Genomic DNA, 24,676 nt, shown 5'->3' with positions numbered 1-24,676 from the left:
CCCTCCAGAAACACCCACAACGAAGAGGGGGGGGGGGGGGGGGTCGGAACCCTCCCCCCGGGAACACCACCAAAAAGGGGGTGGTCTCTGCCCCCCTCCCGGGGGCCCCGGCGCCCGTCTCGTCGCAGGAGCCGCTACCTGCCCGCGATGACCTCCGCCGCCGCCCGTCCGCAGACGCGCGCCGCGCCGTGGGTGGCGAGGTGGAGGGCGCCGCGGGGCGGGGCCTGGGGGACGCCCATCTCCACGACGAGCGTGTCGGGGCGGGCGGCGAGCAGGGTGTCCAGGGCCGCCGTCATCCAGGGGTGGCGGTGCTCGTCGCGGACCACGGCGACGATCCGCCGCTCCCCCGCCGCGATCAGTGCCGCGTGTCCCGCGTCCTCACCGGCGAAGCTGCCCGTCTCGGTGCCGGGCAGGAACCGGGCGAGTTCCGCGGCCACGCCCCAGGGCGTCTCGTCACCGACGGCGATGTTGGCGACCGGGGCGAGGGAGGCGACGTACGGGGCGTCGGTGAGCGGGGCGAAGGGGGCGGCGGCGGTACGGCGCAGCGCGCGGCGGGCGGCGACGAGGCCGATGTCGGTGTGCGCTCCGGACCGGTCGGCGGACGTGGCGGCCGACGCCGTCCAGCGGGCCAGGGCGCGGACCCGTTCCGCCGCGTCGGCGAGGCGTTCCTCCGGGAGGTCGCCGGTGCGGACCGCGGCGACGAGGGCGTCGCGCAGGCGCCGTACCGTCTCGTCGTCGGCGAGGCCGCCGCCCACGCAGATGGCGTCGGCGCCGGCCGCGATGGCGAGGACGCTGCCCCGTTCGATGCCGTAGGTGCCGGCGATCGCCCGCATCTCCATGCCGTCGGTGACGATCAGGCCGTCGTAGCCGAGTTCGCCGCGCAGCAGGTCCGTCAGGATGCGGCGGGACAGCGTCGCCGGGTGGTCCGGGTCCAGGACCGGGACCAGGATGTGCGCGCTCATCACGGCGCGGCTTCCGGCCGCGATGGCCGCGCGGAACGGGGCCAGTTCGCGCTCGGCCAGCACCGCGGGGTCCACGTCGATGCGCGGCAGGGCGAGGTGGGAGTCGACGGCCGTGTCACCGTGGCCGGGGAAGTGCTTGGTGCAGGCGGCCACGCCCGCCGCCTGGAGGCCGCTGACGTAGGCCGCGGTGTGCCGGGCGACCAGGTCGGGGTCGGCGCCGAAGGACCGTACGCCGATCACCGGATTGCCCGGGTTGGAGTTCACGTCGGCCGACGGGGCCCAGTTGAAGTCGACCCCGCAGGCCGCGAGGCGGCGGCCGAGCTCGAGGGCGACCTGCCTGGTGAGGTCCACGTCGTCCACCGCGCCGAGGGCGTGGTTGCCGGGGAAGCTGGAGCCGGTCCGCACCTCCAGCCGGGTGACGTCGCCGCCCTCCTCGTCGATCGCGACGAGCACATCGTCGCGTTCGGTGCGCAACTGTGCGGTCAGCGCGGCGAGTTGTTCGGGAGAGGTGATGTTGCGGCCGAACAGCCCGACGGAGGCCAGGCCTTCGCCGAGCCGGCGCAGCAGCCAGTCGGGGGCGCTGGTGCCGGCGAAACCGGGCTGGAGGACCGTCAGGGCGTCACGCGTCAGAGTGTCGGTGCCGGTGGCGAGTGTCGTCATCGGGGGCGTTATCCCTTCACGGCGCCCGCGGTGAGACCCGCGGCCATCTTGCGCTGGACGAGGAGGAACAGGACGACGATCGGGACGGCCATCATGGTGGCGCCGGCCATCATCGGGGCGTACTCGGTGCCGTGCTTGGTGGTGAAGTTGCCGAGCCAGACGGTCGCCGTCTGGTTCTTCTGGCTGAGCAGCATCAGGGCGTAGAGGTACTCGTTCCAGGCCTGGATGAAGCCGTAGACCGAGGTGGCGACCATGCCGGGGGCGAGCAGCGGGAAGACGACGCGCATGAAGGCGCCGGTGCGGGAGCACCCGTCGACCATCGCGGCCTCCTCCAGTTCCTTCGGGATGTTGACGATGAAGCCGCGCAGGGTCCACACCGTGAAGGGCAGGATGAAGGTCAGGTAGGTGATGATCAGGCCGGTCAGCCGGTCGTACTGGCCCAGGTCGTTCAGGAGCAGGAAGACCGGGATGATCATGGCGACCAGGGGGACCATCTGGACCGCGAGGATGCCGACGATCACGATCTTGCGGCCGCGGAAGGCGAACCGGGAGATGGCCAGCGCGGCCAGCATGCCGACGACGATGCCGATCAGGACGACCGCGAGCGAGACGACCAGGCTGCGGGCGACCGGGCCCCAGAAGTCGGCGATGTCCATCGCCCGGCCGAAGTTGGAGAAGGTCAGCGCGGTGGGCAGCAGGCTCGGATCCGGGTCGATGGCGTCCTTCGCCGGCTTGAACGCGGTGTTGAGCATCCAGTAGACGGGGAAGCCGGCGACGACGAAGACGAGCAGTCCGAGGAGGTTCCATCCGATCTTGGACTTCCGGCGGCCCGAGCCGCCGCCGGAGCCTCTCCTGGCCGTGGCGATGGCGCTCATTCGACCTCTCCGATCTTCAGCATCTGGCGCATGTACACGGCGACCACACCGAGCAGCAGGAGCACGGTGATCAAAGCGATCGCCGAACCCTGGCCGTAGTCGTTGACGACGAAGGCGCGGTCGTAGGAGTACGTCGTCAGCAGCTGGAACTCGGCCTCGGGATGGCCGTTGCGCATCACGAAGACCTGCGGGAAGACGCCCATGTCCCAGATGACCGACAGCGTCGTGAGCATCACGATGATCGGCTTGAGGATGGGCAGGGTGACGTACCGGAAGACACCCCAGGCGCCGGCGCCGTCGAGACGGGCGGCCTCCTCCAGTTCCTTGGGGACCTGGGTGAGACCGGCGCTGAGAGTGATCACGACGAACGGGACGGCTCCCCAGATCACCAGCAGCATGATCACGGCGAGGCCCTGCGGCCCGCTCGCGAACCAGTTGTGGCCGATCAGGTCGACGCCGGGCAGCCGGCTCAGCACCGCGTTGAGGATGCCGTAGTCCGCGTCGAACAGCCACTTGAAGACCGTGGTGGCGACGATGATCGGCATGCCCCAGCTGGCCACCAGCGCGATGTTGATGAGCGTCTTCACCCAGCCGGAGACCCGCTGGAGCAGCAGCGCGATCAGCATGCCGATGACCATGGTGAAGACGACGCAGCCGGCCGCGAAGACGATCGTGCGTGCCACGACCGCCCAGAACTCGCCGTCGCCCAGCACCTTGGTGAAGTTGTCGAACCCCACCGACTCGGCCGGTTGGAAGCCCCACAGCTGGGACTGCCCGAACTTCTGGAAGGAGAGGGTGACCAGGCGGACGAGCGGATAGCCCATCACCAGCACGAGGATCAGCAGGCAGGGGGCGAGCAGCAGCCAGGGGGTGCCGGCACCGGCGGAGGTCGCCTTGGCGCGGGGCCGCCGTGGCGCGGGCGGCGGCGGCGGTGCGGGCCGCGGCGGCGGCACCTTGGCAGGGGTGGTCGTGTCTGCGGCACTCATCGCGCGCTCCTCAGCGGTCCCTCAGGTCGTACGGAGGCCGGTCCCCGTGGTGGTACGGGGGCTCACCCCGCAGGGGTACGACGGCCGGACCACCGTGGGTCCTACGTGGGTGGAAGCCCCGTAGGCCGTCCGTGGCGGAAGCCCCAGGGGGCCGCACGGCGGCGAACCCCGTACGGGTACGGCGGCCGGCCCCGTGACTTCTACGGGTGGAAGTCCGTTGGTCGTACGGACGGCGGGGCTCCGCCACAGCGGGCCCCGCCTCGCGTCACTTGGTGTTGATGACCTTGTCGATCGCGGCGTCCGCCTCCTTGGCGGCCTCCTCGACGGTCTTCTTGCCGGTGCCGATGCTCTGGAGCATGGTCTGAAGGAGCTGGGCCTTCTCGACCTGACCCCAGCCGGGCGCCATCGGGACGAACCAGTTGGACTCGGCCGCGGTGGCCGGCACGACCGTCTTGGGGTCGTTCTTCAGGGTCGCGAGGTCGGTCTTGTTGTTGGGCAGGTTGCCCTTGCCCATCAGGCCCTTCTGGCCGGCGGGACCGGTGAACGCGTTGATCCACTCGGCGGCGAGTTCCTGCGCGTCCGACTTGACCGGGACGGCGAGGTCGGAACCGCCCAGGAAGACGGGGAGGTTCTTGCCGGACGGGCCGGGCATCACGAAGTTCTCGAGGTTGCCCTTGAGCTTGCCGCTCTTGTCGTTCTCGGGGGCCTCGGCGGTCGCGCCCTCCCAGGCCGCGCCGAAGATCATGCCGGACTTGCCCTGGCCGTAGACGATGTGACGGTCGGACTCGTCCTTCGTCTTGTCGCCGTGCATGTACTTGTCGACGACGTTCTTGAACTCGCTGAGGCCCTTGACGGACTCGGGCGAGGAGAGGTTGGCCTTCCACTGGCCGCCCTCCTCCTTCGCGATGGAGCCGCCGGCGTCGTAGACGAAGGACATGGCCGCGTACCAGTCGCGGGTGGGCTGGTACCAGGCGCTGAACTTGTCGCCCTCCTTCTTCTGGACCTTGTCCAGGGCGGCGGTCAGCTCCGCGTAGGTCTTCGGGGCCGCCTTGACGCCGGCCGAGGCGAAGAGGTCCTTGCGCCAGTTGCCGACGCGGCCACCCGCGTAGTACGGCACGCCGTAGGTCTTGTCCTCGTACGTCACCGAGGCCTTGAGGCCGTCCAGCCAGGCGGAGGAGTTGTCGAACTTGGAGGCGTCCAGGGGGGCGAAGGCGCCCTTGACCATGTAGCCGAGCATCTCGGTGTTGCCCATCTCGACCACGTCGGGGACCTTGTCGGTGGCGAGAACCGCGTCGAGCTTGGCGTTCTTGTCGGGCCAGCCGTAGTACTCGTGGGTGATCTTCACACCGGGGTGCTTCTTCTGCACCGCCGCGTCCGCGGCCTTCACCAGCTCGGGCCAGTTGTTCTGCGCGTCGACGGTCAGCCAGACCGTCAGCTCCTTGGCGTCGGTGCCCTTGTCCGAGGCCCCGCCGTCCTTGTCGTCCCCGCACGCCGCGATGGAGACCATCATGCCCGCGATACCGATCGCGGCTATCAGCTTGCGCTTCACGCCAACCCTCCTCAGGGATGCCACAAACCCCCCTGCCTCCCCGCCGCGGTCGAGCGTCAACGCGTACCGTCCGTGGGGCCAGGACCTGGACCAATGGTGTAGACCAGTACGGGGGAGCTTGGCTCAGACCAATAGGGCTGTCAAGGGTGTTCAAGCGGGGTTGAGTCGTCCGTTACGGGACCGCGATATGCAGGGACTTTTCAATTCAGGGGCGGCAGATCGACCCTCGCCGACGCAGCGAACCAGCCGTCCGCGCAGGGCGTGCTGGACTAGACCAACGGGGGTCCCAGAGGTATACAGAGGAGATCACGGAGCGCGCGAGGTCACCGCACTGGACACCCCGCCCACGAACCCGTGCCACGATGTGAGCCGCGGCCGAGGGAATGTCGGCCGGTTCGGCACCCGGAGCCGGGAAGGCAGGCCATGAGCACCGACGTCAGCAGTGCGGAGCACGAGGGTGGGGCGACCGTCCGTACCGCGCGCGTGCCCAAGTACTACCGCCTGAAGAAGCATCTCCTCGACATGACGGAGACGCAGTCGCCCGGCACGCCGGTGCCGCCCGAGCGCACGCTGGCGGCCGAGTTCGACACCTCGCGCACCACCGTGCGCCAGGCACTCCAGGAACTGGTCGTCGAAGGTCGGCTGGAGCGCATCCAGGGCAAGGGCACCTTCGTCGCCAAGCCGAAGGTCTCCCAGGCGCTCCAGCTCACCTCGTACACCGAGGACATGCGCGCGCAGGGCCTCGAACCGACCTCGCAGTTGCTGGACATCGGCTACATCACGGCCGACGACCGCCTCGCCGGACTGCTCGACATCACCGCCGGCGGCCGCGTGCTGCGCATCGAACGGCTGCGCATGGCCAACGGCGAGCCGATGGCCATCGAGACCACCCATCTGTCGGCCAAGCGCTTCCCGGCCCTGCGCAGGTCACTGGTGAAGTACACGTCCCTCTACACCGCGCTCGCCGAGGTCTACGACGTCCACCTCGCGGAGGCCGAGGAGACCATCGAGACCTCCCTGGCCACACCGCGCGAGGCGGGCCTGCTGGGCACGGACGTCGGCCTGCCGATGCTGATGCTGTCCCGCCACTCCGTGGACAAGGAGGGGCAGCCGGTGGAATGGGTGCGATCGGTGTACCGGGGGGACCGGTACAAGTTCGTCGCGCGGCTGAACCGACCCGTGGAGTGACCGCGCGGTAACGGAAGCGGTACGAGGTCGTCGCGCGGCTGAGCGACCGAGGTAACGGAAACCGTACGAGGTCGTCGCGGGCTGAAGCGGCCCGCGGAGTGACCGTGCGGTCCTGGGACCGATATGCGGACGAGGTCTTCCGTTTTCCTTTATCCGTCACCTACATTTCGTGCGCGTTGCACATGATCTGCGAGGGGACGGAGCCGCCCGATGTCAGAAGCCCCGGAAGTCACCAGGGGGCCGGTGGTGACGCCTTTGCGCGTCGTCATCGGCCTCTGCCTGTTCGCGCCCTTCGTGGCGATGCTGTGGGTCGGTTCGTACGCGAAGACCGACCCCACGTTCATCGGCATCCCCTTCTTCTACTGGTACCAGATGCTGTGGGTGCTCCTCTCCACGGCGCTCACCGTGACCGCGTACAAGCTGTGGCAGTTCGACCAGCGCGGCCGCAAGAACCAGGGCGGGGGTGCCGCGAAGTGAACGACGGCGTGAACGGCGTCGCACTCGCCGTCTTCATCTTCTTCTTCCTGGCCGTCACGGTCATGGGCTTCCTGGCCGCGCGCTGGCGCAGGGCCGCCGACGAGCACAGCCTCGACGAATGGGGTCTGGGCGGCCGGTCGTTCGGCACCTGGGTCACCTGGTTCCTGCTCGGCGGCGACCTGTACACGGCCTACACGTTCGTGGCGGTCCCGGCGGCGATCTACGCGGCCGGCGCGGCGGGCTTCTTCGCGGTGCCGTACACGATCCTCGTCTACCCGCTGATCTTCACCTTCCTGCCGCGCCTGTGGTCGGTGTCGCACAAGCACGGGTACGTGACGACCTCGGACTTCGTGCGCGGCCGGTTCGGCTCCAAGGGCCTGTCCCTGGCCGTGGCCGTCACCGGCATCCTGGCCACGATGCCGTACATCGCGCTCCAGCTCGTCGGCATCCAGGCGGTGCTGGACGTGATGGGCGTCGGCGGCGGCGAGGACACCAACTGGTTCGTCAAGGACCTGCCCCTGCTGATCGCCTTCGGCGTGCTGGCGGCGTACACCTACTCCTCGGGTCTGCGGGCGCCCGCGCTGATCGCGTTCGTGAAGGACACGCTGATCTACCTCGTCATCGCGGTGGCGATCATCTACATCCCCATCAAGCTCGGCGGGTTCGACGACATCTTCGCCAAGGCGGGCGACGCCTTCGCGCAGACCAATCCGGCGACCGGCAAGCCGCGCGGCGCGCTCGCACCGGCCGAGGCGGGCCAGTGGACGTACGCCACGCTGGCGTTGGGGTCCGCGCTGGCGCTGTTCATGTACCCGCACTCCATCACCGCGACGCTGTCCTCGCGCAGCCGTGACGTGATCCGCCGCAACACCACGATCCTGCCGCTGTACTCCCTCATGCTCGGTCTGCTCGCCCTGCTGGGCTTCATGGCGATCGCGGCCGGGGTGAAGGTCTCCAACGGGCAGCTGGCGATCCCGCAGCTGTTCGAGGACATGTTCCCGGACTGGTTCGCGGGCGTGGCGTTCGCGGCGATCGGCATCGGCGCGCTGGTACCGGCGGCGATCATGTCCATCGCCGCGGCGAACCTCTTCACCCGCAACATCTACAAGGACTTCATCAAGCCGGACGCCACGCCCAAGGAGGAGACCCGCGTCTCCAAGCTGGTGTCGCTCCTGGTGAAGGTGGGCGCGCTGGTCTTCGTCCTCACCATGGACAAGACGGTCGCCATCAACTTCCAGCTGCTCGGCGGTATCTGGATATTGCAGACCTTCCCGGCCCTGGTCGGCGGCCTGTTCACCCGCTGGTTCCACCGCTGGGCCCTGCTGGCCGGCTGGGCGGTCGGCATGCTGTACGGCACCTTCGCGGCGTACGGCGTCGCCTCCCCGACCCAGAAGCACTTCGGCGGCTCGTCGAAGGAGATCCCCGGTATCGGCGAGATCGGCTACATCGGCCTCACGGCGTTCGTGCTGAACGTGGTGGTGACGGTGGTGCTGACCTTCGTCCTCAAGGCCCTGAAGGCGCCGGAGGGCGTCGACGAGACCTCCCCGTCGGACTACACGGCGGACGCCGGCGAGCCGGGCGTCCAGGTGGAACTGCCGCCGGCGACGGCGGGGGCGGGGCACTAGCGCGAGGGAGCGTCCTCCCGCACCTCCCGCAGCGGGCCGCCGAGGGCACGTCGCCTCGGCGCCCCGCTGTCGTACGCGCTCCCACCGCAAGGACCGGCCTCCGTCCCCCGTGAGGGGCACCGCGTGTCGGCATGGTGAGCCTCGGTGAGTTGACGCTGCGAAGCCAGCCGGACACAACATCTGGGGCTCGCGCGCCAGCCCAACACAAGATGTATGCTCATGCTCGCTGTCGCCGCAGGGGAATCCGGTGCGAATCCGGAACTGTCCCGCAACGGTGTACTTGCGTGCGTCCATGTCCCTTTGCGCACGCATGGTCAGTCCGAGCACCTGCCGGCAGCGCACCCGGTCCGTCCGGCTCGGGTGCCCTGACGTCCGGGCCTCGCGGAATGGGCCGGTGGACGCGACGCGCCCCGCGCTCGTGTGCCGCCCCCTGCCCTCCGCAAGGCCCCCGCCGAGCGAGGGAGAGCCCCCACGTGACCATCGCGCCAGCCGAACCGGTTTCAGCAGCCCCGGAGACCGACGGCCCCGGAGCCGCGCTGCTGCGGACGCTGACCGAGCTGACCGCCGACCTCACCGACGCCGACCCCGGCCGGGTCGCCGCCGCCGCTCTGCGGGGCCGTTCCGCTCGGGCGGACGAGTCGGAGCTGCGCGAGCTGGCCACGGAGGCGGCCGCCGGTCTGATCTCCGAGGACCCCGCCTACTCCCGGCTGGCCGCCCGGCTGCTGACGCTCGGCATCCGGGCGGAGGCCGCCTCCCAGGGCGTCACCTCCTTCACCGACTCCGTCGCCGTCGGCCACCGTGAGGGCCTGATCGCCGATCGCACCGCCGAGTTCGTGCGGCTGCACGCGGCCCGGCTCGACGCGCTGGTCGACACGGGTGCCGACGACCGCTTCGGCTACTTCGGCCTGCGCACCCTGCACAGCCGCTATCTGCTGCGCCACCCGATCACCCGCAAGGTCGTCGAGACGCCCCAGCACTTCCTGCTGCGGGTGGCGAGCGGCCTGGCGGAGGACGACACGACGAGGTCCGTCGACGAGGTCGCCGCGCTCTACACCTTGATGAGCCGCCTGGACTACCTGCCGTCCTCCCCCACCCTGTTCAACTCCGGCACCCGGCACCCGCAGATGTCGTCCTGCTACCTCCTCGACTCCCCGCTGGACGAGCTGGATTCCATCTACGACCGCTACCACCAGGTCGCCCGCCTCTCCAAGCACGCCGGGGGCATCGGGCTGTCGTACAGCCGGATCCGCTCGCGAGGGTCGCTCATCCGGGGCACCAACGGGCACTCCAACGGCATCGTGCCGTTCCTGAAGACGCTGGACGCCTCGGTCGCCGCCGTGAACCAGGGCGGCCGGCGCAAGGGCGCGGCCGCGGTCTACCTGGAGACCTGGCACTCCGACATCGAGGAGTTCCTGGAGCTGCGCGACAACACCGGTGAGGACGCCCGGCGCACGCACAACCTCAACCTGGCCCACTGGGTGCCGGACGAGTTCATGCGCCGCGTCAACGCGGACGGGCAGTGGTCCCTGTTCTCCCCGGCCGACGTGCCCGAGCTGGTCGACCTGTGGGGCGACGAGTTCGACGCGGCCTACCGCGCGGCGGAGGCCGAGGGGCTCGCGAGGAAGACGATCCCGGCCCGTGACCTGTACGGCCGCATGATGCGCACCCTCGCGCAGACCGGCAACGGCTGGATGACCTTCAAGGACGCGGCCAACCGCACCGCCAACCAGACAGCGGAGCCGGGCCATGTGGTCCACTCCTCGAACCTCTGCACGGAGATCCTGGAGGTCACCGACGACGGCGAGACGGCGGTCTGCAACCTGGGTTCGGTGAACCTCGGCGCGTTCGTCGTCACGGACCCCGGGGCCGCCGACGTCATCGACTGGGAGCGGCTGGACGAGACCGTCCGCACCGCCGTCACCTTCCTCGACCGGGTCGTCGACATCAACTTCTACCCGACCGAGCAGGCGGGCCGCTCCAACGCCCGCTGGCGTCCGGTCGGTCTGGGTGCGATGGGCCTCCAGGACGTCTTCTTCAAGCTGCGGCTGCCCTTCGACTCACCCGAGGCCAAGGCCCTGTCGACCCGGATCGCCGAGCGGATCATGCTCGCCGCGTACGAGGCCTCCGCCGACCTCGCCGAGCGCAACGGCCCGCTGCCGGCCTGGGAGAAGACCCGTACCGCCCGGGGTGTGCTGCACCCCGACCACTACGGCGTCGAGTTCACCTGGCCGGAGCGCTGGGCGGCGCTGCGCGAGCGCGTCGCGGCGACCGGCATGCGCAACTCGCTGCTCCTGGCCATCGCGCCGACCGCCACCATCGCGTCGATCGCCGGTGTGTACGAGTGCATCGAGCCGCAGGTCTCCAACCTGTTCAAGCGCGAGACGCTGTCCGGCGAGTTCCTCCAGGTCAACTCCTACCTGGTGCGGGAACTCAAGGAGCTGGGCGTCTGGGACGCCCGCACCCGCGAGGCCCTGCGCGAGGCGAACGGGTCCGTGCAGGCGTTCACCTGGATCCCGGAGGACGTACGGGCCCTCTACCGCACGGCGTGGGAGATCCCGCAGCGCGGCCTGATCGACATGGCCGCCGCCCGCACCCCGTACCTGGACCAGGCGCAGTCCCTGAACCTGTTCCTGGAGACGCCGACCATCGGCAAGCTCTCCTCGATGTACGCGTACGCCTGGAAGTCGGGCCTGAAGACGACGTACTACCTGCGTTCGCGCCCGGCGACCCGCATCGCCCGCGCCGCACAGGCACAGGCCCCGATTCCCGTACCGCAGCCGGCCCCCGAAGAGGCCGTCGCCTGCTCCCTTGAGAACCCCGAGTCCTGCGAGGCCTGCCAGTGATGAGTGACAACCGGAAGAACCTGCTCGACCCGGGCTTCGAGCTGACCCTGCGCCCCATGCGCTACCCCGACTTCTACGAGCGCTACCGGGACGCCATCAAGAACACCTGGACCGTCGAGGAGGTCGACCTCCACTCGGACGTCACGGACCTCGCGAAGCTGACACCCGCCGAGCAGCACCTGATCGGCCGGCTGGTCGCCTTCTTCGCGACGGGCGACTCGATCGTCTCGAACAACCTGGTGCTGACGCTGTACAAGCACATCAACTCCCCCGAGGCGCGGCTCTACCTGAGCCGGCAGCTGTTCGAGGAGGCCGTGCACGTCCAGTTCTATCTGACCCTGCTGGACACCTACCTCCCCGACCCGGAGGACCGCGCGGCCGCCTTCGACGCGGTCGAGAGCATCCCCTCCATCCGTGAGAAGGCGGAGTTCTGCTTCCGCTGGATGGACTCGGTGGAGAAGCTGGACCGGCTGGAGTCGATGTCCGACCGCCGCCGTTTCCTGCTCAACCTCATCTGCTTCGCCGCGTGCATCGAGGGCCTGTTCTTCTACGGCGCCTTCGCGTACGTCTACTGGTTCCGCAGCCGGGGTCTGCTGCACGGCCTCGCCACCGGCACCAACTGGGTGTTCCGTGACGAGACCATGCACATGTCCTTCGCGTTCGAAGTCGTCGACACCGTCCGCAAGGAGGAGCCGGAGCTGTTCGACGACCGCCTCCAGGAGCAGGTCACCGACATGCTGCGGGAGGCCGTCGAGGCCGAGCTCCAGTTCGCGCGTGACCTGTGCGGGGAGGGCCTGCCGGGCATGAACACCGACTCGATGCGCCAGTACCTCGAGTGCGTCGCCGACCAGCGGCTGAGCCGCCTCGGCTTCGCCCCGGTGTACGGCTCGGAGAACCCGTTCTCCTTCATGGAGCTACAGGGCGTTCAGGAACTCACCAACTTCTTCGAGCGCCGTCCGTCGGCGTACCAGGTCGCGGTGGAGGGCACCGTGGACCTGGACGAGGACTTCTGAGTCCGCGCCGCGCGCAGTCGGCGGTCGATCCGGCGTTCGTGGGCCAGCCCCACGAGCGCCGGACCCGCGAGGAGCAGGAACACGGCGAGGACGGTGAGGGCTTCCGTGAGTGCGTTCATGAGGTAAGCATCATGCGACTACGACACTCCTGACAGTGGCAGGACTGCCGCACACCTTCAAATTACTGCCACCGCGGGGCACACTGTCGGCATGCTGAAGAACGTGGCCGCGATCCTCCTCGACGGCGTGCACCCCTTCGAACTCGGCGTCGTCTGCGAGGTGTTCGGCATCGACCGCAGCGACGAGGGCCTGCCGCTCTACGACTTCGCCGTCGCCTCCGCCGAGGGGCCGACCCTGTCGACCCACGCCGGCTTCACGGTGGGCACGGAACACGGGCTCGAACGGCTGGAGAGCGCCGACCTGATCGCCGTACCGGCCGGGGACACCTACGGGGCCCGGGAGTTCCCGCCCGAGCTGCTCGACGCGCTGCGCCGGGCCGTGGACCGCGGGACCCGGGTGCTGAGCGTGTGCTCCGGGGTGTTCGTGCTGGCCGCGGCGGGGCTCCTGGACGGCCGGCGCTGCGCGGTGCACTGGCGGCACGCCGAGAAACTCGCCCGTGAGTACCCGCGTACGACCGTCGAGCCCGACGTGCTCTACGTCGACGAGGACCCGGTGATCACCTCGGCCGGCACGGCCGCCGGCATCGACGCCTGCCTGCATCTCGTGCGCAAGGAGCAGGGTCCCGAGGTAGCCAACGGGATCGCCCGGCGGATGGTCGTACCGCCGCACCGGGACGGCGGCCAGGCGCAGTACGTCCAGCGGCCGCTGCCGCGTTCGTCCTGCGACACCGTGGGCGAGGTGCTCGCATGGATGGAGCAGCACCTCGACCAGGAGGTCACCGTCGAACAGCTCGCCGCCCGCGCCCACATGTCGCCGCGCACCTTCGCCCGCCGCTTCCAGCAGGAGACCGGCACGACGCCCTACCGCTGGATCCTGCGCCAGCGGGTGCTGCTCGCCCAGCATCTGCTGGAGGCGTCCGACGAGACGGTGGACGCGATCGCCTGGCGGACCGGATTCGGCACGGCGGGGGCGCTGCGGCACCAGTTCGTGCGGGCGCTGGGCACCACCCCGAACGCCTACCGGCGTACGTTCCGGGGCCCGGAGGCCGCCTGAACGCACACCGGCGGCGGAACGCGTCTCACCGCGGGACAGGCTTCAGCCGCAGCCGTTGCGGACGCAGCGTGATGCCCACCCGGGTCGCGTCGACCGAGCCGGGGGCCTGCTCGAAGCGGAACCCGTCCGCGAGGACCGCCGTGACCAGCGTGAGCAGGGCCATGGAGAAGTGGTCGCTCGGGCACTTGCGGTTGCCCACGCCGAACGGCCGCATCGCGTACTTCGGGATGTCCTTCGACCGCTCCGGGCGCCAGCGGTCGGGGTCGAACTCCAGGTGCCGCTCGTAGGACCGCGGGTCGTGCTGGATCGCGTACGGGCTGTACACGATGTCGGCCCCGGCCGGAATGCGATAGCCACCGAGTTCGGTGTCGGCGACCGCCCGCCGCGTCAATATCCATACGGCGGGACGCAAACGCATGGCCTCGATGACGACGTTGTTCGTGTGGCTGAGCTTGCGGACGTCGTCGAATGCGACGGGCCGTCCCCCGGTCGCCTCTCGGACCTCGGCGCACACTTTGTCCGACTGTTCCGGGTGGTCCGCGAGAACCAGCAGCAGGGACATGATCGTGGAAGCGATGGTTTCGCTGCCGGGGGTGAGTATCGCGACGACCTGATCGTGGATCTCCTGTTCCCCGATCGGCTCGCCATTGTCGTCCTTCGCCTCCAGCAATGCCGTCAGCAAATCGTCCGGCTTTTGACCGGATGCCCGGCGTTCGGCGACGATCTCGTCGACCAGGAGATGCAAATCGGCCAGGGCCCGGTTGAATTCTCGGTTGGCCGGAAGCGGCAGCCGGTAGAGCGGTCCGAGGGGCACCACCATCCGGTGGTACATACCTTGGAAGACACTGGCGAGCGCGACGCACAGCCGCTCGGCCCGTTCGTCCATGAACTGTCCGCGCAGCAGGCAGCGGGCGGCGACCCGTACCGCGATCCGGAACGACTCGGAGGTGCAGTCGATCGTCTCGCGGCCCTTCCACCGCTCGACGAGCGCGCGCGTCTCCTCCTCCATGATCGGCCCGTACGCCGGGATGGCGTCGAGCCGGAACGCGGGCTGGATGATGCGGCGTTGACGCCGGTGGAGCGGACCGTTGGCGGTGGCCACGCCCTCCTTGCCGAGCAGGCCCTCCAGGGACTCCCACAGAGGTCCGGCGATGATGTAGTCGGGGCTCAGGGCCAGCGCCCCGGTGAGGGCCGGCGCGGTGACGGCGTACACCGTCTTCGGCCCGAGCTTGATGCGGACGATGTCACCGTGGTCGCGCAGCTGGCTCATGAAGGCCAGGGGGTCACGGGCGAGCTTCCAGCCGTGCCCGAGAAGCGGAACCCCGCCACCGGCCAGGGGCGGCTCACGCAGTTCCGATGTGTCGGGCGTCACGGGTTTCACGGACTCGACGGTCATTTCTCACCTGCCGCTTCGTTGTTGACGTACGGGGGCGTGGACCGGTCGTCCCAGCTGTCGACCATGTAGCGGCCGGACTCGTGGTGGAACCAGTAGACGGAACTGAACCAGTTCCGCATGTTGGCGAGGCAGGCCCGTACGGCGGCGCCGAGTTCCTTTCCGTGGACCGTCCCGTCGGTGAGCCGGTCGGCCAGCCGTAAGACGTCCTCCTCGACGACGAGGAATTCGGATATGCATTCCTCGACGCGCCGCCTGACTTCCTCGACCGACTCTTCCAGCGTCAGCCCCTCATGGGTGATGAGACTGATTCCCAGATTGTGCACCTCGTCGCCCGCTATTTCCTTCGGGAGCGAGCAGAGGTCGTTGTACCAGGCGGCGAATTCCTGACTCAACAGAGCCGCGCGTCGATAGGCCGGGTGTTTCCGGACCGGGTCCGGGAGTTCACAGCCCGCACTTGGTTCCAGCAGATCCGTCCAGATCCAGTGCGCGAAGGTGAGCCGGCGCAGGGCCAGATACTCCTCGACGGCCGGGATGCGCCCTTCCACGCGGTTGCGGAATTCCCGGTCGTACGCCTCGATCACCGCGTGGAAGTGGCGGGCGAACCGCGCGTTCCACGTGCCGGGGAGGAAGGAGTACAGCCGGCCCACACTGTCCGCGAGCCCGGCCACCAGCGGATCCTCGTGCCGCAGGTACTCCTCCGGGGCGTCGAGGGCCGCGTGCAGGCGGAGCCGCAGCTCCCGCCAGTCGGCGGCGCGGCCGTGGACGACGTCACGGTCGTGGCGGTCGTCCCAGACGAAGAACCACGCGCTGTAGTCGGCGATGGCCTGCATGACGTCGTCGGGTGCGCCGAGGTAGTAGCCCGCCATCAGGTCGGTGTAGCACAGGCCGTCGGCATATTCCGCGATCTTGTCGGCCGGCATGAGCCGTTTTTCCGACAGCCACGAGCGCGTGTTCTCCTGCAACCGGGGCCAATACGGATGCAGTTGCCGGGGAAACGCCGCCTCGATGACCGGGAGAGAGAGCGATGGAGGCACCGCGACCGCGGTCACGGTCCCCGCGGTCCGGTATGTGGTGCGATATGTGGTGCTGTATGGGAAAGCTGGCACGAACAACCCCTCTCAGCCGCCGGTTGGCACACACCCCTCCCCCCGTGCCGGGCGTGCGCCGTCGCGTATCCCCGCACTTCCTATTCAGCCCTACAACTGACCGCTCTGGGAACGGATTTGCTTCATTCACTCCCCCGACACGCCGAGAATCCCCCTTGCGCGACTGGTTATGGATCAGCTGATGTGCATAAGCGATCGAACGTGTGTCGGCCACGCGAACGACGCCTGGCCGGTGGTGACCGCGGCCAGGCGTCGTGTGAGGGGTGGGGCGGCTCAGTCGTTGGCGACCACGGGATACCGCGGCTCGTTCTCGGCCATCTGCCTCAGCGCGTCCTTGCGTTCGCGCTTGGAGAGCCGGTCGATGTAGAGGTACCCGTACAGGTGATCGGTCTCGTGCTGCAAACACCGAGCGAAGTACCCCGTGCCGCGCACCTTGATCGGGTTGCCCTTCTCGTCCTGACCGGTCACCTCGGCGTAGTCGGGCCGGGCCAGCGGCGCGTACGCGGTGGGCACCGACAGGCAGCCCTCGTTGCTGTCGTCCAGCCGCCGCCTGTCGGCGGGCAGTTCGACCAGCTTGGGGTTGCAGACCACACCGGTGTGCCGGACACCCTCGTCGTCGGGGCAGTCGTAGACGAACACCTTGAGGTCGACGCCGATCTGGTTGGCGGCCAGGCCGACGCCCTCGGCGGTGTGCTGCGAGGCGAACATGTCCGCGATCAGCTGCTGGAGCTCCTCGCCGAACTCGGTGACGTCCTTGCACTCCTTGTGCAGCACCGGATTCCCGACGACGGTGATGGGCCGCGAGGTCCCGGCCCGACGCCAGGCCTGCTCGCGCTCCTCCGTCTCCTCGGTGTCGATGACGAAGCCCTCGTCGTCCACGGGGAGCACTCCCGGGTGCTGCTGATCGGTGTCCTGCTGCGCCATGACCGACGTATGCCTTCCTGCGACCTGGAGAACTGCGACCTGCCGAAAACCTACGCGTACAGCCTAAAGGGAGCCGACGTCGGGTCTCAGCAGACCTCTTCGAGGTCCCGCCAGTCACGAGAGTCCGGACTGTCCGCGACCCACCCGTCCAGCAGCCCTCGCACCAGCGAGGCCGGCGCGGCCACCCCGCACTCCCGCTCGGGCACCCACAGCTGCCCGTCGGTCCGGTGACCGAGCGGGCCGGGGTGGCCCGGCTCGCTGTGATCGTGCGGGTCGAGATGCTCGCCGTCGCCCTCGTCGGAGGGCATCCGCGACTCGGAGCACAGCCGGCACAGCAGCCGTACGGAGGAGGACCAGTCCTCGGCGGCGAAGCCCGCGTCGGCGGCGAGCTGCTCCAGCGCGTCGCGGTCCACCTCCGTGGCCGCCTCCAGCAGGACCACCCAGGTCGGCACCGGCGAGGGCGCCCACAGCTCGATCTCGTCGAAGACGGGGTAGGAGTGCCCGACCGAGGTGGTGCGCTCGCCGTGCGGCACCCCGTCGTGCAGGACGACCTCGCCCCAGCGCCGCCCGGACGACGGCAGCGGGATCGACAGCACCTCTATCCGCGCGGGGTCGAGCCGCCGCCCCCACACCACCTCGGCCTCCCCCTCGGGCGACAGCCGTACGGCGGCGCTGCCCAGGTCCATGCCGAGGGGCTCGCCGGCGGTGGTGGCACCGCCCGGGACGTGCAACCCGTAGGCCTGCCAGGAGCGCCGGGCCAGCGGCCAGTCCTGGAGGGCGGTGGCGGCGATACCGACGTTCCACCAGTCGGGGGCGCCGGTTGCCCGGTCGAGCAGGGCGACGGCGCGGAGCCCGGCGGTGCGGGCCTGCTCCCAGTCGTGCCGGAACTTGTGCAGCAGGGCGAGGTTGAACCAGGACTCCGACAGCCAGGGTTCGAGGTCGGCGGCACGGGTCAACAGCGCGCCCGCGTCCTCGTACCGGCCGTCGCCGATCAGCGTGAACGCGCGATCGGTGGCCTGCCGCCACGAGGCGGAGGGTCGGTGCCGTCCCTTGCCGAAGATCCTCACGATTCCCGCCTGCCAGTTCCGTTCTGTGGGCTGGCCAGTGCCCCCGGACACTCTCTTCCCTCGCATCCAACCACGTGTGGCTGGAAGGGCGCTCATTACCCATGGGTTACCCAGCTGCGGGCAGGGTCAGACCGTCCCGCGACAGGACTCTGGCCAGGGCTTCCACCACTTCGGGGGCGTACTCGCCGCCCGTGCCCAGGCGCAGTTCCTCCAGCGCCGTGAGCGGCCCGCCGGGACCCGCGCCGCGCACCTTCTCCTCGTAGGCGTTGACCACCCGCACGATCCGCGCGGCCGTCGGCTGCTCCGGGTAGGGGTCAGCCTGGCGCTCCACCACGGTGGCGACCTGCTCGCTCGCCCCGGTCTGGCGGACGACGGCCCCGCCCAGCAGCGCGATGCGCCGCTGCTCGGCCGGCGGCAGACCGGACGTGGCCCCGGCCGGGACCGGGTCGACGAGGCTCAGCTGCCCGATGTCGTGCATCAGGGCCGCGTACTCCAGCACGGTCAGCTCCGCTTCCGTGAGGCCGAGGTCCCGGCCGACCGCCTGACTGAGCGCGGCGACCCGGCGGGCGTGCCCGGCCGGGGTGTACCCGGCGATCTCGGTGGCGCGGGCCAGGGAGGCGATGGTCTGCCGGTAGGTGGCGCGGACGGCGGCGTAGCGGCGCAGGGACAGCTGGGTGAGCAGCAGGGGCACCGAGAACACCGGCAGCGCCCACAGGCCGACCACGCCGACCGCCAGCGCCATCACCGCGCCCGTCGCACACACCGCCGACCCGATCCCCGGGACGGACCGCAGTTCGTCGCGGAGCAGCGGGGCGAACGGCCAGCCGGTGCGGGAGTGCGCGAGCGCGGCGGTCACGACGGCCTCGCACAGGGTGGTGAGGACGAGCAACGCGAGCAGCAGCAGGGCGTGGGCGGTGCCGCTCCAGCGGTCGAACACCCCCCGGTTGTACAGGGGTTGGAAGCAGACGGCGGCGAATCCGACCGCCAGGACGCGCCGGACCAGATGGTCCAGAACGGGCCCCTGCCCCCGGGCGAGGTGCGGCACGCTGCCGAGCAGCGAGGCGGCCACCACGACGGCGACGACCTGGGCGACCCCGTGGTGCGTGGCATGCCCGGCATGCTCCCCGAGCAGCGCGTACGACAGCGAGGCCGCGGCACCGAGCGGCGCGGCCTCCCGCAGTCCGGGCCCGCTCCACCGGGTCATCTCGCCGACGGCCGCGAGGACACCGAAAGCGAGCGCGACGGACCGCTCCTCCAGTCCCGAACGGAAGACGGCGAGCAGGCAGACAGCGACGAGGAGCCCGGCGCAGGTGTGCAGCACGCGCAGGGGCCGACGCGCTCGCGCCGCTCCCCGGGGGGCCGCGTTCCGGCGGCCGCTCACCCCCGGGCCCGTCGTCCTGGTCGGGCGGCTTCGCGAACGCCTGGTGACGACAGCGGGGGCCTCCGGGTCCCACGCTCCGCCGACGGGCGCGGACCCGCCGCCGGACACCGCGCGCCCCTCACCGACGGACCCCGGGCCGATCGGGAAGCGGATCCGGTGCCGGCGCCGGAAGCCGGCGTTCGTCGGCGGTGACGGTCGGATGCCAGCCGTCCCGGTCGATCACGCGGGTCAGCGCGGTGACCATGCGGGGGTCGAAGTGGGCCCCCGCGCAGCGCCGGAGTTCCTCCAGGGCCACCCGCACGGGGCGGGCCCGGCTGTAGGAGCGGGTCGACGTCATCGCGTCGAAGGCGTCGGCGACCGCCACCACCCGTGCCGGTTCCGGGATCTGGCTGCCGACCAGTCCGTAGGGATAGCCGCTGCCGTCCAGCCGCTCGTGGTGATGGAGGATCGCCGAACGTGCCTCGCCGAGGAAGGAGATGCCCCGGGTCATCTCGTGTCCGTACTCGGGGTGCAGTTCGATGACGCGCCGTTCCTCGGGCGTCAGCGGGCCGTCCTTGCGGAGCAGCCGGGTGGGCACGCCCAGCTTGCCGACGTCGTGCAGGATCCCGGCGAAGCGGATGACCTCGACCCGGCCCTCGTCCATGCCCAGTTCGCGGGCGATCAGCATCGAGGCCTGTCCGACGCGTTCGCTGTGCCCGCGCGTGTAGCCGTCCTTGATGTCGACGGCCTGAACCAGCGCGCGGATCGTCGCCTGATGCGCGGCGCGCTCCCGGTGGTACTGGGCGAACATCCACCAGGACACGGCCATCGGGAACAGCACGAGCAGCGCGGCGACCGGCCCGTAGGGGCTGAGCCACAGGACCGCCATCATCAGCCCGGCCAGCCCGTGCACCCCCACGGGTGCCAGCGAGCGCAGGAACAGTCCGTGCCAGGCCCGCCGCGGCGGCAGCCCCCCGGTCGGCGTGAGCATCCCGCCGTCCAGGACGGCGAGCACCAGGCAGAGGACCAGTACGGCTGCCGCGGCGGGCAGGATCAGGGCGGGGCTCTCGGGCGTCCCGAGGGCGTCCCGGCCGCCCAGGGCCTCATGCGTGCGGGACGCGGCCCATACGCCGAGCACCAGTCGGGCGGCGCGCCACCCCCGCCGCACCGCGACGGGGCGCCGGCCCACCGGGGACAGCAGCGCGCCCGGCAGCGGCACGAGCGCGGCGGCCGACGCCGGCAACAGGAAAGCCCCGGCCAGCAGGACGGGGTAGAGGGTGCCGGCGAACCGTCGGCGGGCGAAGCGCTCACCGCCCGCGTACAGCGCGGCGAGCAGCAGGACCGGCCACCAGGGCGTACGGTCCGTCGGCAGCGGGATCAGGCAGCACAGTGCGCCGAGGGTGACGCACACGACGTACACGCGTGCCCGTGCCGGGATGCCGTCCATCTCGCCCTCCCCCCGGCCACGCCTCGTCCAGGCTCCGGAGCCTAGGGTGGCGGGGGGTGGCGATGTGGGCGCCTTACGCGCGGATTAGCACGTTCGGGTGACGGTGGGCCGTCCTCGGGAGACCCGAGGCCTACGCGGACTCGGAACCCTGAGGGGTGACCGACACGTCGTGCTCGGGCACGGCCTGGCCGGAGCGGATCAGCTCGATCCGGCCCATGACCTTCGAGCGCAGGTCGGTCGGCACGTCGTCATGGCCGCAGCAGCGCTTGACCAGCTTCTTGACGGCCTCTTCCAGCCCGTACTTCTCCAGGCACGGCGAGCACTCCCTGAAGTGCTGCTTGAACTTGTCGCGGTCGACGTCCGGCATCTCACTGTCGAGGAACTCGTAGAGATGGTCGAGGACCTCACCGCAGTCCGTCTCGTGCGGCTCTCCACAGCTCATGACCCAGAGCCTTTCGCTTCGTTCGACTCTCCGGCGCCGGCCGGGACCAGTCCACGCTCACGGGCGTAGTCCTCGAGCATGCCGCGCAGCTGACGGCGGCCCCGGTGGAGCCGGGACATCACCGTTCCGATCGGCGTCCCCATGATGTCCGCGATCTCCTTGTACGCAAAGCCCTCCACGTCCGCGAGATAGACGGCGATGCGGAATTCCTCGGGGATCGCCTGTAGGGCCGCCTTCACGTCCGAGTCGGGCAGGTGGTCCAGCGCCTGCGACTCGGCGGAGCGCAGACCTGTGGACATGTGCGACTCGGCGCGCGCCAGCTGCCAGTCCTCGATCTCCTCGGCCGCGCTGCGCTGGGGTTCGCGCTGCTTCTTGCGGTACGAGTTGATGAAGGTGTTGGTGAGGATCCGGTACAGCCAGGCCTTGAGATTGGTGCCCTCACGGAACTGGTGGAAGGACGCGTACGCCTTGGCGTACGTCTCCTGCACCAGGTCCTCGGCGTCCGCCGGGTTGCGCGTCATGCGCAGGGCGGCCGAGTACATCTGGTCGAGGAACTCGAGCGCGTCCCGCTCGAAGCGCGCGCTGCGCTCCGTGCTGGACTCCGCGCCCGCCCCCGCCTCCGTGCGCTGGCCCTCGGGCAGCTCCGCCTGGCCGTTGTCGGTCCCTGCGTCGGTACCGGTGACCGGACCCACCTCCTCGAAATCGCGGGCAGGACCGAAACCGATCCCACTCGAATCGGAGGATAGACGACTACCCGTCGCACCCGCCGCTCGAATAGGAGCGGTCTTGGCCGCGTGCAGCACCGTCCAGTCCAGGTCGGTGCGGCTGGGGCAGATGGTCGAACCCATGCGCCGGACTTCCTCTCCCACGACATCGGTGCTGCGTGTTCAGCACTTCTGTCCCCCTCAACAGCCCTCCACCTCGCAACATTCCCTGCCGTTCACCCGAGTGACCCGGCCCACTGGAGGACCGCCGCGGTGATCCTTTCCAGGGCCTGCTCCTGGGTGACCGGTGCCCGCTTCGGCACGGCGAACCCATGATCGCCGTAGGGCACCTCGACGAGACCGTACGTCCCGTCGGGGAACTCCTCGGGTTTGCCGAAGGGGTCGTTCGCCCCTTGGACGACGAGGGTGGGCACCCCGGTGCCGAGCAGTTCGGCGGCGCGGGACCTGTCCGGTCTGCCGGGCGGGTGGAGCGGAAAGCCGAGCGCGAGCACGGCGTGGGCGCCGAGTTCGGTCGCGGTACGGCAGGCCACGCGCGCGCCCGCGCTGCGCCCGCCGGAGATCACCGGCAGGCCGGTCTGCGCGACGGCCGGCCAGATCCCGCGCCAGCCGGCGTCGAGCGTCTTCGGCGCGGGCGCCACCTTCTTCCCGGCGACCCGCCAAGGCTGTTCCACGAGGGCGACGCTGACGCCCTGTCCGGGCAGCGCTTCGGCAAGCGCGCGCAGGTCCCGCGCCTCGATGCCGCCGCCGGCCCCGTGACTCACGGCGAGGACCAGCTCCGGTCGCTTCGCCCGGAGCCAGGTGATGCGGGCGGGCCCGGCGTCGGTGTCGATGGTCGCAATGGTCTGGTTCGTCACATCTGTCACATTGGTCCCGTCGGTCACGTCAGAAGAGGGTGCCCTCCTCGGGCCCCTCCAGCTCCTTCAGCAGCTCCGGGCCGTTGTTGCGGACGTTGCTCACGGCCGTCGACACCGGGTAGGCGCGCATCAGGCCGGGCGGTGGCGGGGCGAGCAGCGAGCGCAGTTCCTCGACGTCCGTGCGGGACGGGTCCAGCCAGGCGTCCCAGCGGTCGGGGGTGAGCATCAGCGGCATGCGGGGGTGGATGTCGGCCAGCGTCCGCGGGCCCTCGGCCGGGGAACCGGCCAGCGGGCTCGTCTCCGCCTCGGTGGTGACCACCGAGCAGGTCGCCCACCAGGCCTGCGGATGGTCGTCCGGCAGCGTGCGGTCGCGCCAGAACTCGTACAGACCGGCCATCGCGAAGACCGAGCCGTCGGCCGGGAGGACGAAGTAGGGCTGCTTGCGGGGCCGCTTCCGCCTCCCCTCGACCTCCAGGTCGCGCTCCTGCTGTCCGGTGACCCACTCGTAGTACCCGTCGGCGGGTACGACGCAGCGGCGGGTGGCGAAAGCGCGGCGGAACGACGGCTTCTCGTGGACCGTCTCCGCGCGGGCGTTGATCAACCGGGCGGCGCCGTCCGGGCTCTTCGACCAGGACGGGACCAGACCCCACCTGAGTTTGCGCAGCTGACGCACCGGGCGCGGATCCGGCACGTCCTTCAGGGGACGGTCCAGGACCACGTGGACCTCCTTGGTGGGGGCCACGTTGTAGTCGGGCGCGAGGCTCTCCTCGGGCTCCCACTTCTCGATTTCGAAGACTCCCGCGAGATCCTCGGGTCCGCGACTCGCCGCATACCGTCCGCACATCTGAAACCCCGCCCCTCCGCCTGCGGAAACGCTGAATGGTCACCCATGGTCCCCACTACCTTACGGAAGGCGGGCCCCGACGCCCCCGCGCGGCCGCGTACGCGGGAGGTGATCGAGTGCTCTGCATGTCTCCTGAGCCGGAGGTCGTCCTGCCCTCGCGAGCCGGAGGTCGTCGCTCGCAGGTCCCTCCGGGTCGGCTCACCGTCAGCACGGGCACGCGAGAGTCCTCGATCATGCCGGGGCCGCAACGCCGTGACCTGCGCGTTCCGTCAGGAACGATCGTGGCTCCACCGGCGTCTCAGATACCGTCCGCACACACGTGCCACACTGCCAGATTCCTTAGGACCAGAGGGAGCCACCGGAAACCATGGACAGCACCGCCGCCACCGCGCTGCCCGACCTCTGGGACCGGCTCGTCGGCACCCAGTCCGACCCCGACCTGTGGGTGGCGATCGCCACCATGGCTGCCGCACTCGCCGTTGTCGTCCCCCACACTCTCTGGCGTCTCTCCCGCAACGCCATCACCATCGCCCACGAGGGCGGCCACGGTCTGGTCGCCCTCCTGACCGGCCGCAGGCTGACCGGCATACGCCTGCACTCCGACACCAGCGGCCTGACCCTGAGCCGGGGCAAGCCGCACGGCCTCGGCATGATCCTCACCGCGGCCTCCGGCTACACCGCTCCCCCGCTGCTGGGTCTGGGCGGCGCCGCGCTGCTCGGCGCCGGTCGCATCACGCTGTTGCTCTGGCTGGCGACGGCACTGCTGGTCGCGATGCTGATCATGATCCGCAACGCGTACGGAGTGCTGACGGTGGTCCTCACCGGCGGCGCGTTCCTGCTGGTGTCCTGGCTGGCCGGTCCCCAGGTGCAGGCGGCGTTCGCGTACGCGGTGGTGTGGTTCCTGCTGCTCGGCGGAGTGCGCCCGGCCTTCGAACTCCAGGCGAAGCGGTCCCGCGGCGGCACCGGGGACTCGGACGCGGACCAGCTCTCCCGCCTGACCCACGTACCGGCGGGGCTGTGGCTTTTCCTGTTCCACGCGGTGAGCCTGTGCTCCCTGCTGGGCGGCGGGCGCTGGCTGCTGAGGGTCTGAGGGCCAACCTCGAGGTGTGGCCGTGAGGCGCGGCCCCGCACCCACTCACCGGCGGGCATCCGAAGGCACC

21 protein-coding genes and 1 riboswitch are annotated in these 24,676 nt (G+C 70.3%); of the genes, 7 read left to right on the top strand and 14 right to left on the bottom strand.

Annotated features, from left to right (window positions below; all coding sequences use genetic code 11):
- Positions 1-134: 134 nt before the first annotated feature.
- From ACZ5Y0_RS05920 to ACZ5Y0_RS05905, 4 genes are all read right to left on the bottom strand, one after another.
- Positions 135-1,622 carry a glycoside hydrolase family 3 protein gene (locus ACZ5Y0_RS05920; protein WP_469127367.1) on the bottom strand — a complete coding sequence of 496 codons (1,488 nt, stop codon included), beginning with the start codon at positions 1,620-1,622 and terminating at the stop codon, positions 135-137.
- Positions 1,623-1,630: 8 nt separating this feature from the next.
- The gene (locus ACZ5Y0_RS05915; RefSeq protein ID WP_469127366.1) at positions 1,631-2,497 is read right to left on the bottom strand and encodes a carbohydrate ABC transporter permease; all 867 of its coding nucleotides are present in this window, start codon (positions 2,495-2,497) and stop codon (positions 1,631-1,633) included.
- Positions 2,494-3,483, bottom strand: a complete 990-nt coding sequence (locus tag ACZ5Y0_RS05910; protein WP_469127365.1) for a carbohydrate ABC transporter permease — start codon at positions 3,481-3,483, stop codon at positions 2,494-2,496. The genes ACZ5Y0_RS05915 and ACZ5Y0_RS05910 overlap by 4 nt, the downstream gene beginning before the upstream one ends.
- A 265-nt stretch (positions 3,484-3,748) precedes the next feature.
- Positions 3,749-5,032: an extracellular solute-binding protein gene (locus ACZ5Y0_RS05905; RefSeq protein ID WP_469127364.1), complete on the bottom strand. Its 1,284-nt coding sequence runs from the start codon at positions 5,030-5,032 to the stop codon at positions 3,749-3,751.
- A gap of 423 nt (positions 5,033-5,455) precedes the next feature.
- Here ACZ5Y0_RS05905 and ACZ5Y0_RS05900 point away from each other — a divergent pair, with 423 nt between their 5' ends.
- The 6 genes from ACZ5Y0_RS05900 (at position 5,456) to ACZ5Y0_RS05875 (ending at position 13,351) form a co-directional block, all read left to right on the top strand.
- The gene (locus ACZ5Y0_RS05900; protein ID WP_469127363.1) at positions 5,456-6,220 is read left to right on the top strand and encodes a GntR family transcriptional regulator; all 765 of its coding nucleotides are present in this window, start codon (positions 5,456-5,458) and stop codon (positions 6,218-6,220) included.
- Positions 6,221-6,430: 210 nt separating this feature from the next.
- Positions 6,431-6,697: a DUF3311 domain-containing protein gene (locus tag ACZ5Y0_RS05895; RefSeq protein ID WP_469127362.1), complete on the top strand. Its 267-nt coding sequence runs from the start codon at positions 6,431-6,433 to the stop codon at positions 6,695-6,697.
- A complete protein-coding gene (gene mctP, locus ACZ5Y0_RS05890) occupies positions 6,694-8,322 on the top strand; it encodes a monocarboxylate uptake permease MctP (RefSeq protein WP_469127361.1) in 1,629 nt (542 codons plus the stop codon). The genes ACZ5Y0_RS05895 and mctP overlap by 4 nt, the downstream gene beginning before the upstream one ends.
- Before the next feature lie 226 nt (positions 8,323-8,548).
- A riboswitch (adenosylcobalamin-variant (AdoCbl-variant) riboswitch) is annotated at positions 8,549-8,659 on the top strand.
- A gap of 136 nt (positions 8,660-8,795) precedes the next feature.
- Positions 8,796-11,165: a ribonucleoside-diphosphate reductase subunit alpha gene (locus ACZ5Y0_RS05885; protein ID WP_469127360.1), complete on the top strand. Its 2,370-nt coding sequence runs from the start codon at positions 8,796-8,798 to the stop codon at positions 11,163-11,165.
- Positions 11,165-12,178 carry a ribonucleotide-diphosphate reductase subunit beta gene (locus ACZ5Y0_RS05880; RefSeq protein ID WP_469127359.1) on the top strand — a complete coding sequence of 338 codons (1,014 nt, stop codon included), beginning with the start codon at positions 11,165-11,167 and terminating at the stop codon, positions 12,176-12,178. The genes ACZ5Y0_RS05885 and ACZ5Y0_RS05880 overlap by 1 nt, the downstream gene beginning before the upstream one ends.
- 210 nt (positions 12,179-12,388) lie before the next feature.
- Complete coding sequence (locus ACZ5Y0_RS05875) at positions 12,389-13,351, top strand: GlxA family transcriptional regulator (protein WP_469127358.1); 963 nt, start codon at positions 12,389-12,391, stop codon at positions 13,349-13,351.
- Positions 13,352-13,376: 25 nt separating this feature from the next.
- On the opposite strand, the gene ACZ5Y0_RS05870 is transcribed toward ACZ5Y0_RS05875, so the two are convergent.
- The 10 genes from ACZ5Y0_RS05870 to ACZ5Y0_RS05825 all read right to left on the bottom strand — a co-directional run bounded on the left by ACZ5Y0_RS05870 (position 13,377) and on the right by ACZ5Y0_RS05825 (position 23,516).
- The gene (locus tag ACZ5Y0_RS05870) at positions 13,377-14,747 is read right to left on the bottom strand and encodes a bifunctional albaflavenone monooxygenase/terpene synthase (RefSeq protein ID WP_469127357.1); all 1,371 of its coding nucleotides are present in this window, start codon (positions 14,745-14,747) and stop codon (positions 13,377-13,379) included.
- Positions 14,744-15,853 (bottom strand): epi-isozizaene synthase, encoded by a 1,110-nt coding sequence (gene cyc1 / locus ACZ5Y0_RS05865; protein ID WP_469127356.1) that lies wholly within the window; start codon positions 15,851-15,853, stop codon positions 14,744-14,746. The genes ACZ5Y0_RS05870 and cyc1 overlap by 4 nt, the downstream gene beginning before the upstream one ends.
- Positions 15,854-16,126: 273 nt before the next feature.
- Positions 16,127-16,777: a peptide deformylase gene (gene def / locus ACZ5Y0_RS05860; RefSeq protein WP_469127355.1), complete on the bottom strand. Its 651-nt coding sequence runs from the start codon at positions 16,775-16,777 to the stop codon at positions 16,127-16,129.
- Positions 16,778-16,863: 86 nt separating this feature from the next.
- A complete protein-coding gene (locus ACZ5Y0_RS05855; protein WP_469127354.1) occupies positions 16,864-17,844 on the bottom strand; it encodes a tetratricopeptide repeat protein in 981 nt (326 codons plus the stop codon).
- Between the two features lie 106 nt (positions 17,845-17,950).
- The gene (locus ACZ5Y0_RS05850; protein ID WP_469127519.1) at positions 17,951-19,171 is read right to left on the bottom strand and encodes an HD-GYP domain-containing protein; all 1,221 of its coding nucleotides are present in this window, start codon (positions 19,169-19,171) and stop codon (positions 17,951-17,953) included.
- Between the two features lie 172 nt (positions 19,172-19,343).
- On the bottom strand, positions 19,344-20,651 hold the full coding sequence (locus ACZ5Y0_RS05845) for an HD-GYP domain-containing protein (protein WP_469127353.1): 1,308 nt from the start codon (positions 20,649-20,651) through the stop codon (positions 19,344-19,346).
- 130 nt (positions 20,652-20,781) lie between these two features.
- A complete protein-coding gene (rsrA, locus tag ACZ5Y0_RS05840) occupies positions 20,782-21,093 on the bottom strand; it encodes a mycothiol system anti-sigma-R factor (protein WP_469127352.1) in 312 nt (103 codons plus the stop codon).
- Positions 21,090-21,785 carry an RNA polymerase sigma factor SigR gene (sigR, locus tag ACZ5Y0_RS05835; protein WP_469127518.1) on the bottom strand — a complete coding sequence of 232 codons (696 nt, stop codon included), beginning with the start codon at positions 21,783-21,785 and terminating at the stop codon, positions 21,090-21,092. Before sigR ends, rsrA begins: the two co-directional genes overlap by 4 nt.
- 248 nt (positions 21,786-22,033) lie before the next feature.
- Positions 22,034-22,672 carry an alpha/beta hydrolase family protein gene (locus ACZ5Y0_RS05830; RefSeq protein ID WP_469127351.1) on the bottom strand — a complete coding sequence of 213 codons (639 nt, stop codon included), beginning with the start codon at positions 22,670-22,672 and terminating at the stop codon, positions 22,034-22,036.
- 28 nt (positions 22,673-22,700) lie between these two features.
- The gene (locus tag ACZ5Y0_RS05825) at positions 22,701-23,516 is read right to left on the bottom strand and encodes an SOS response-associated peptidase (protein ID WP_469127350.1); all 816 of its coding nucleotides are present in this window, start codon (positions 23,514-23,516) and stop codon (positions 22,701-22,703) included.
- A gap of 367 nt (positions 23,517-23,883) precedes the next feature.
- Between ACZ5Y0_RS05825 and ACZ5Y0_RS05820 the strand changes: the two genes are divergently transcribed.
- The gene (locus ACZ5Y0_RS05820) at positions 23,884-24,606 is read left to right on the top strand and encodes a M50 family metallopeptidase (RefSeq protein ID WP_469127349.1); all 723 of its coding nucleotides are present in this window, start codon (positions 23,884-23,886) and stop codon (positions 24,604-24,606) included.
- The last annotated feature ends 70 nt before the right edge of the window (positions 24,607-24,676 follow it).

This window comes from Streptomyces sp. NPDC033216 (genome assembly GCF_055577115.1).
This window is presented reverse-complemented; position numbering and strand designations above follow the sequence as displayed.

Coding starts and splice junctions, on each gene's coding strand:
- ACZ5Y0_RS05920 (WP_469127367.1), bottom strand. CDS start 1,622: ATGACGACACTCGCCACCGGCACCGACACTCTGACGCGTGACGCCCTG.
- ACZ5Y0_RS05900 (WP_469127363.1), top strand. CDS start 5,456: ATGAGCACCGACGTCAGCAGTGCGGAGCACGAGGGTGGGGCGACCGTC.
- ACZ5Y0_RS05895 (WP_469127362.1), top strand. CDS start 6,431: ATGTCAGAAGCCCCGGAAGTCACCAGGGGGCCGGTGGTGACGCCTTTG.
- def (WP_469127355.1), bottom strand. CDS start 16,777: ATGGCGCAGCAGGACACCGATCAGCAGCACCCGGGAGTGCTCCCCGTG.
- ACZ5Y0_RS05875 (WP_469127358.1), top strand. CDS start 12,389: ATGCTGAAGAACGTGGCCGCGATCCTCCTCGACGGCGTGCACCCCTTC.
- ACZ5Y0_RS05870 (WP_469127357.1), bottom strand. CDS start 14,747: ATGACCGTCGAGTCCGTGAAACCCGTGACGCCCGACACATCGGAACTG.
- ACZ5Y0_RS05845 (WP_469127353.1), bottom strand. CDS start 20,651: ATGGACGGCATCCCGGCACGGGCACGCGTGTACGTCGTGTGCGTCACC.
- ACZ5Y0_RS05915 (WP_469127366.1), bottom strand. CDS start 2,497: ATGAGCGCCATCGCCACGGCCAGGAGAGGCTCCGGCGGCGGCTCGGGC.
- rsrA (WP_469127352.1), bottom strand. CDS start 21,093: ATGAGCTGTGGAGAGCCGCACGAGACGGACTGCGGTGAGGTCCTCGAC.
- ACZ5Y0_RS05880 (WP_469127359.1), top strand. CDS start 11,165: ATGAGTGACAACCGGAAGAACCTGCTCGACCCGGGCTTCGAGCTGACC.
- ACZ5Y0_RS05825 (WP_469127350.1), bottom strand. CDS start 23,516: ATGTGCGGACGGTATGCGGCGAGTCGCGGACCCGAGGATCTCGCGGGA.
- ACZ5Y0_RS05910 (WP_469127365.1), bottom strand. CDS start 3,483: ATGAGTGCCGCAGACACGACCACCCCTGCCAAGGTGCCGCCGCCGCGG.
- ACZ5Y0_RS05820 (WP_469127349.1), top strand. CDS start 23,884: ATGGACAGCACCGCCGCCACCGCGCTGCCCGACCTCTGGGACCGGCTC.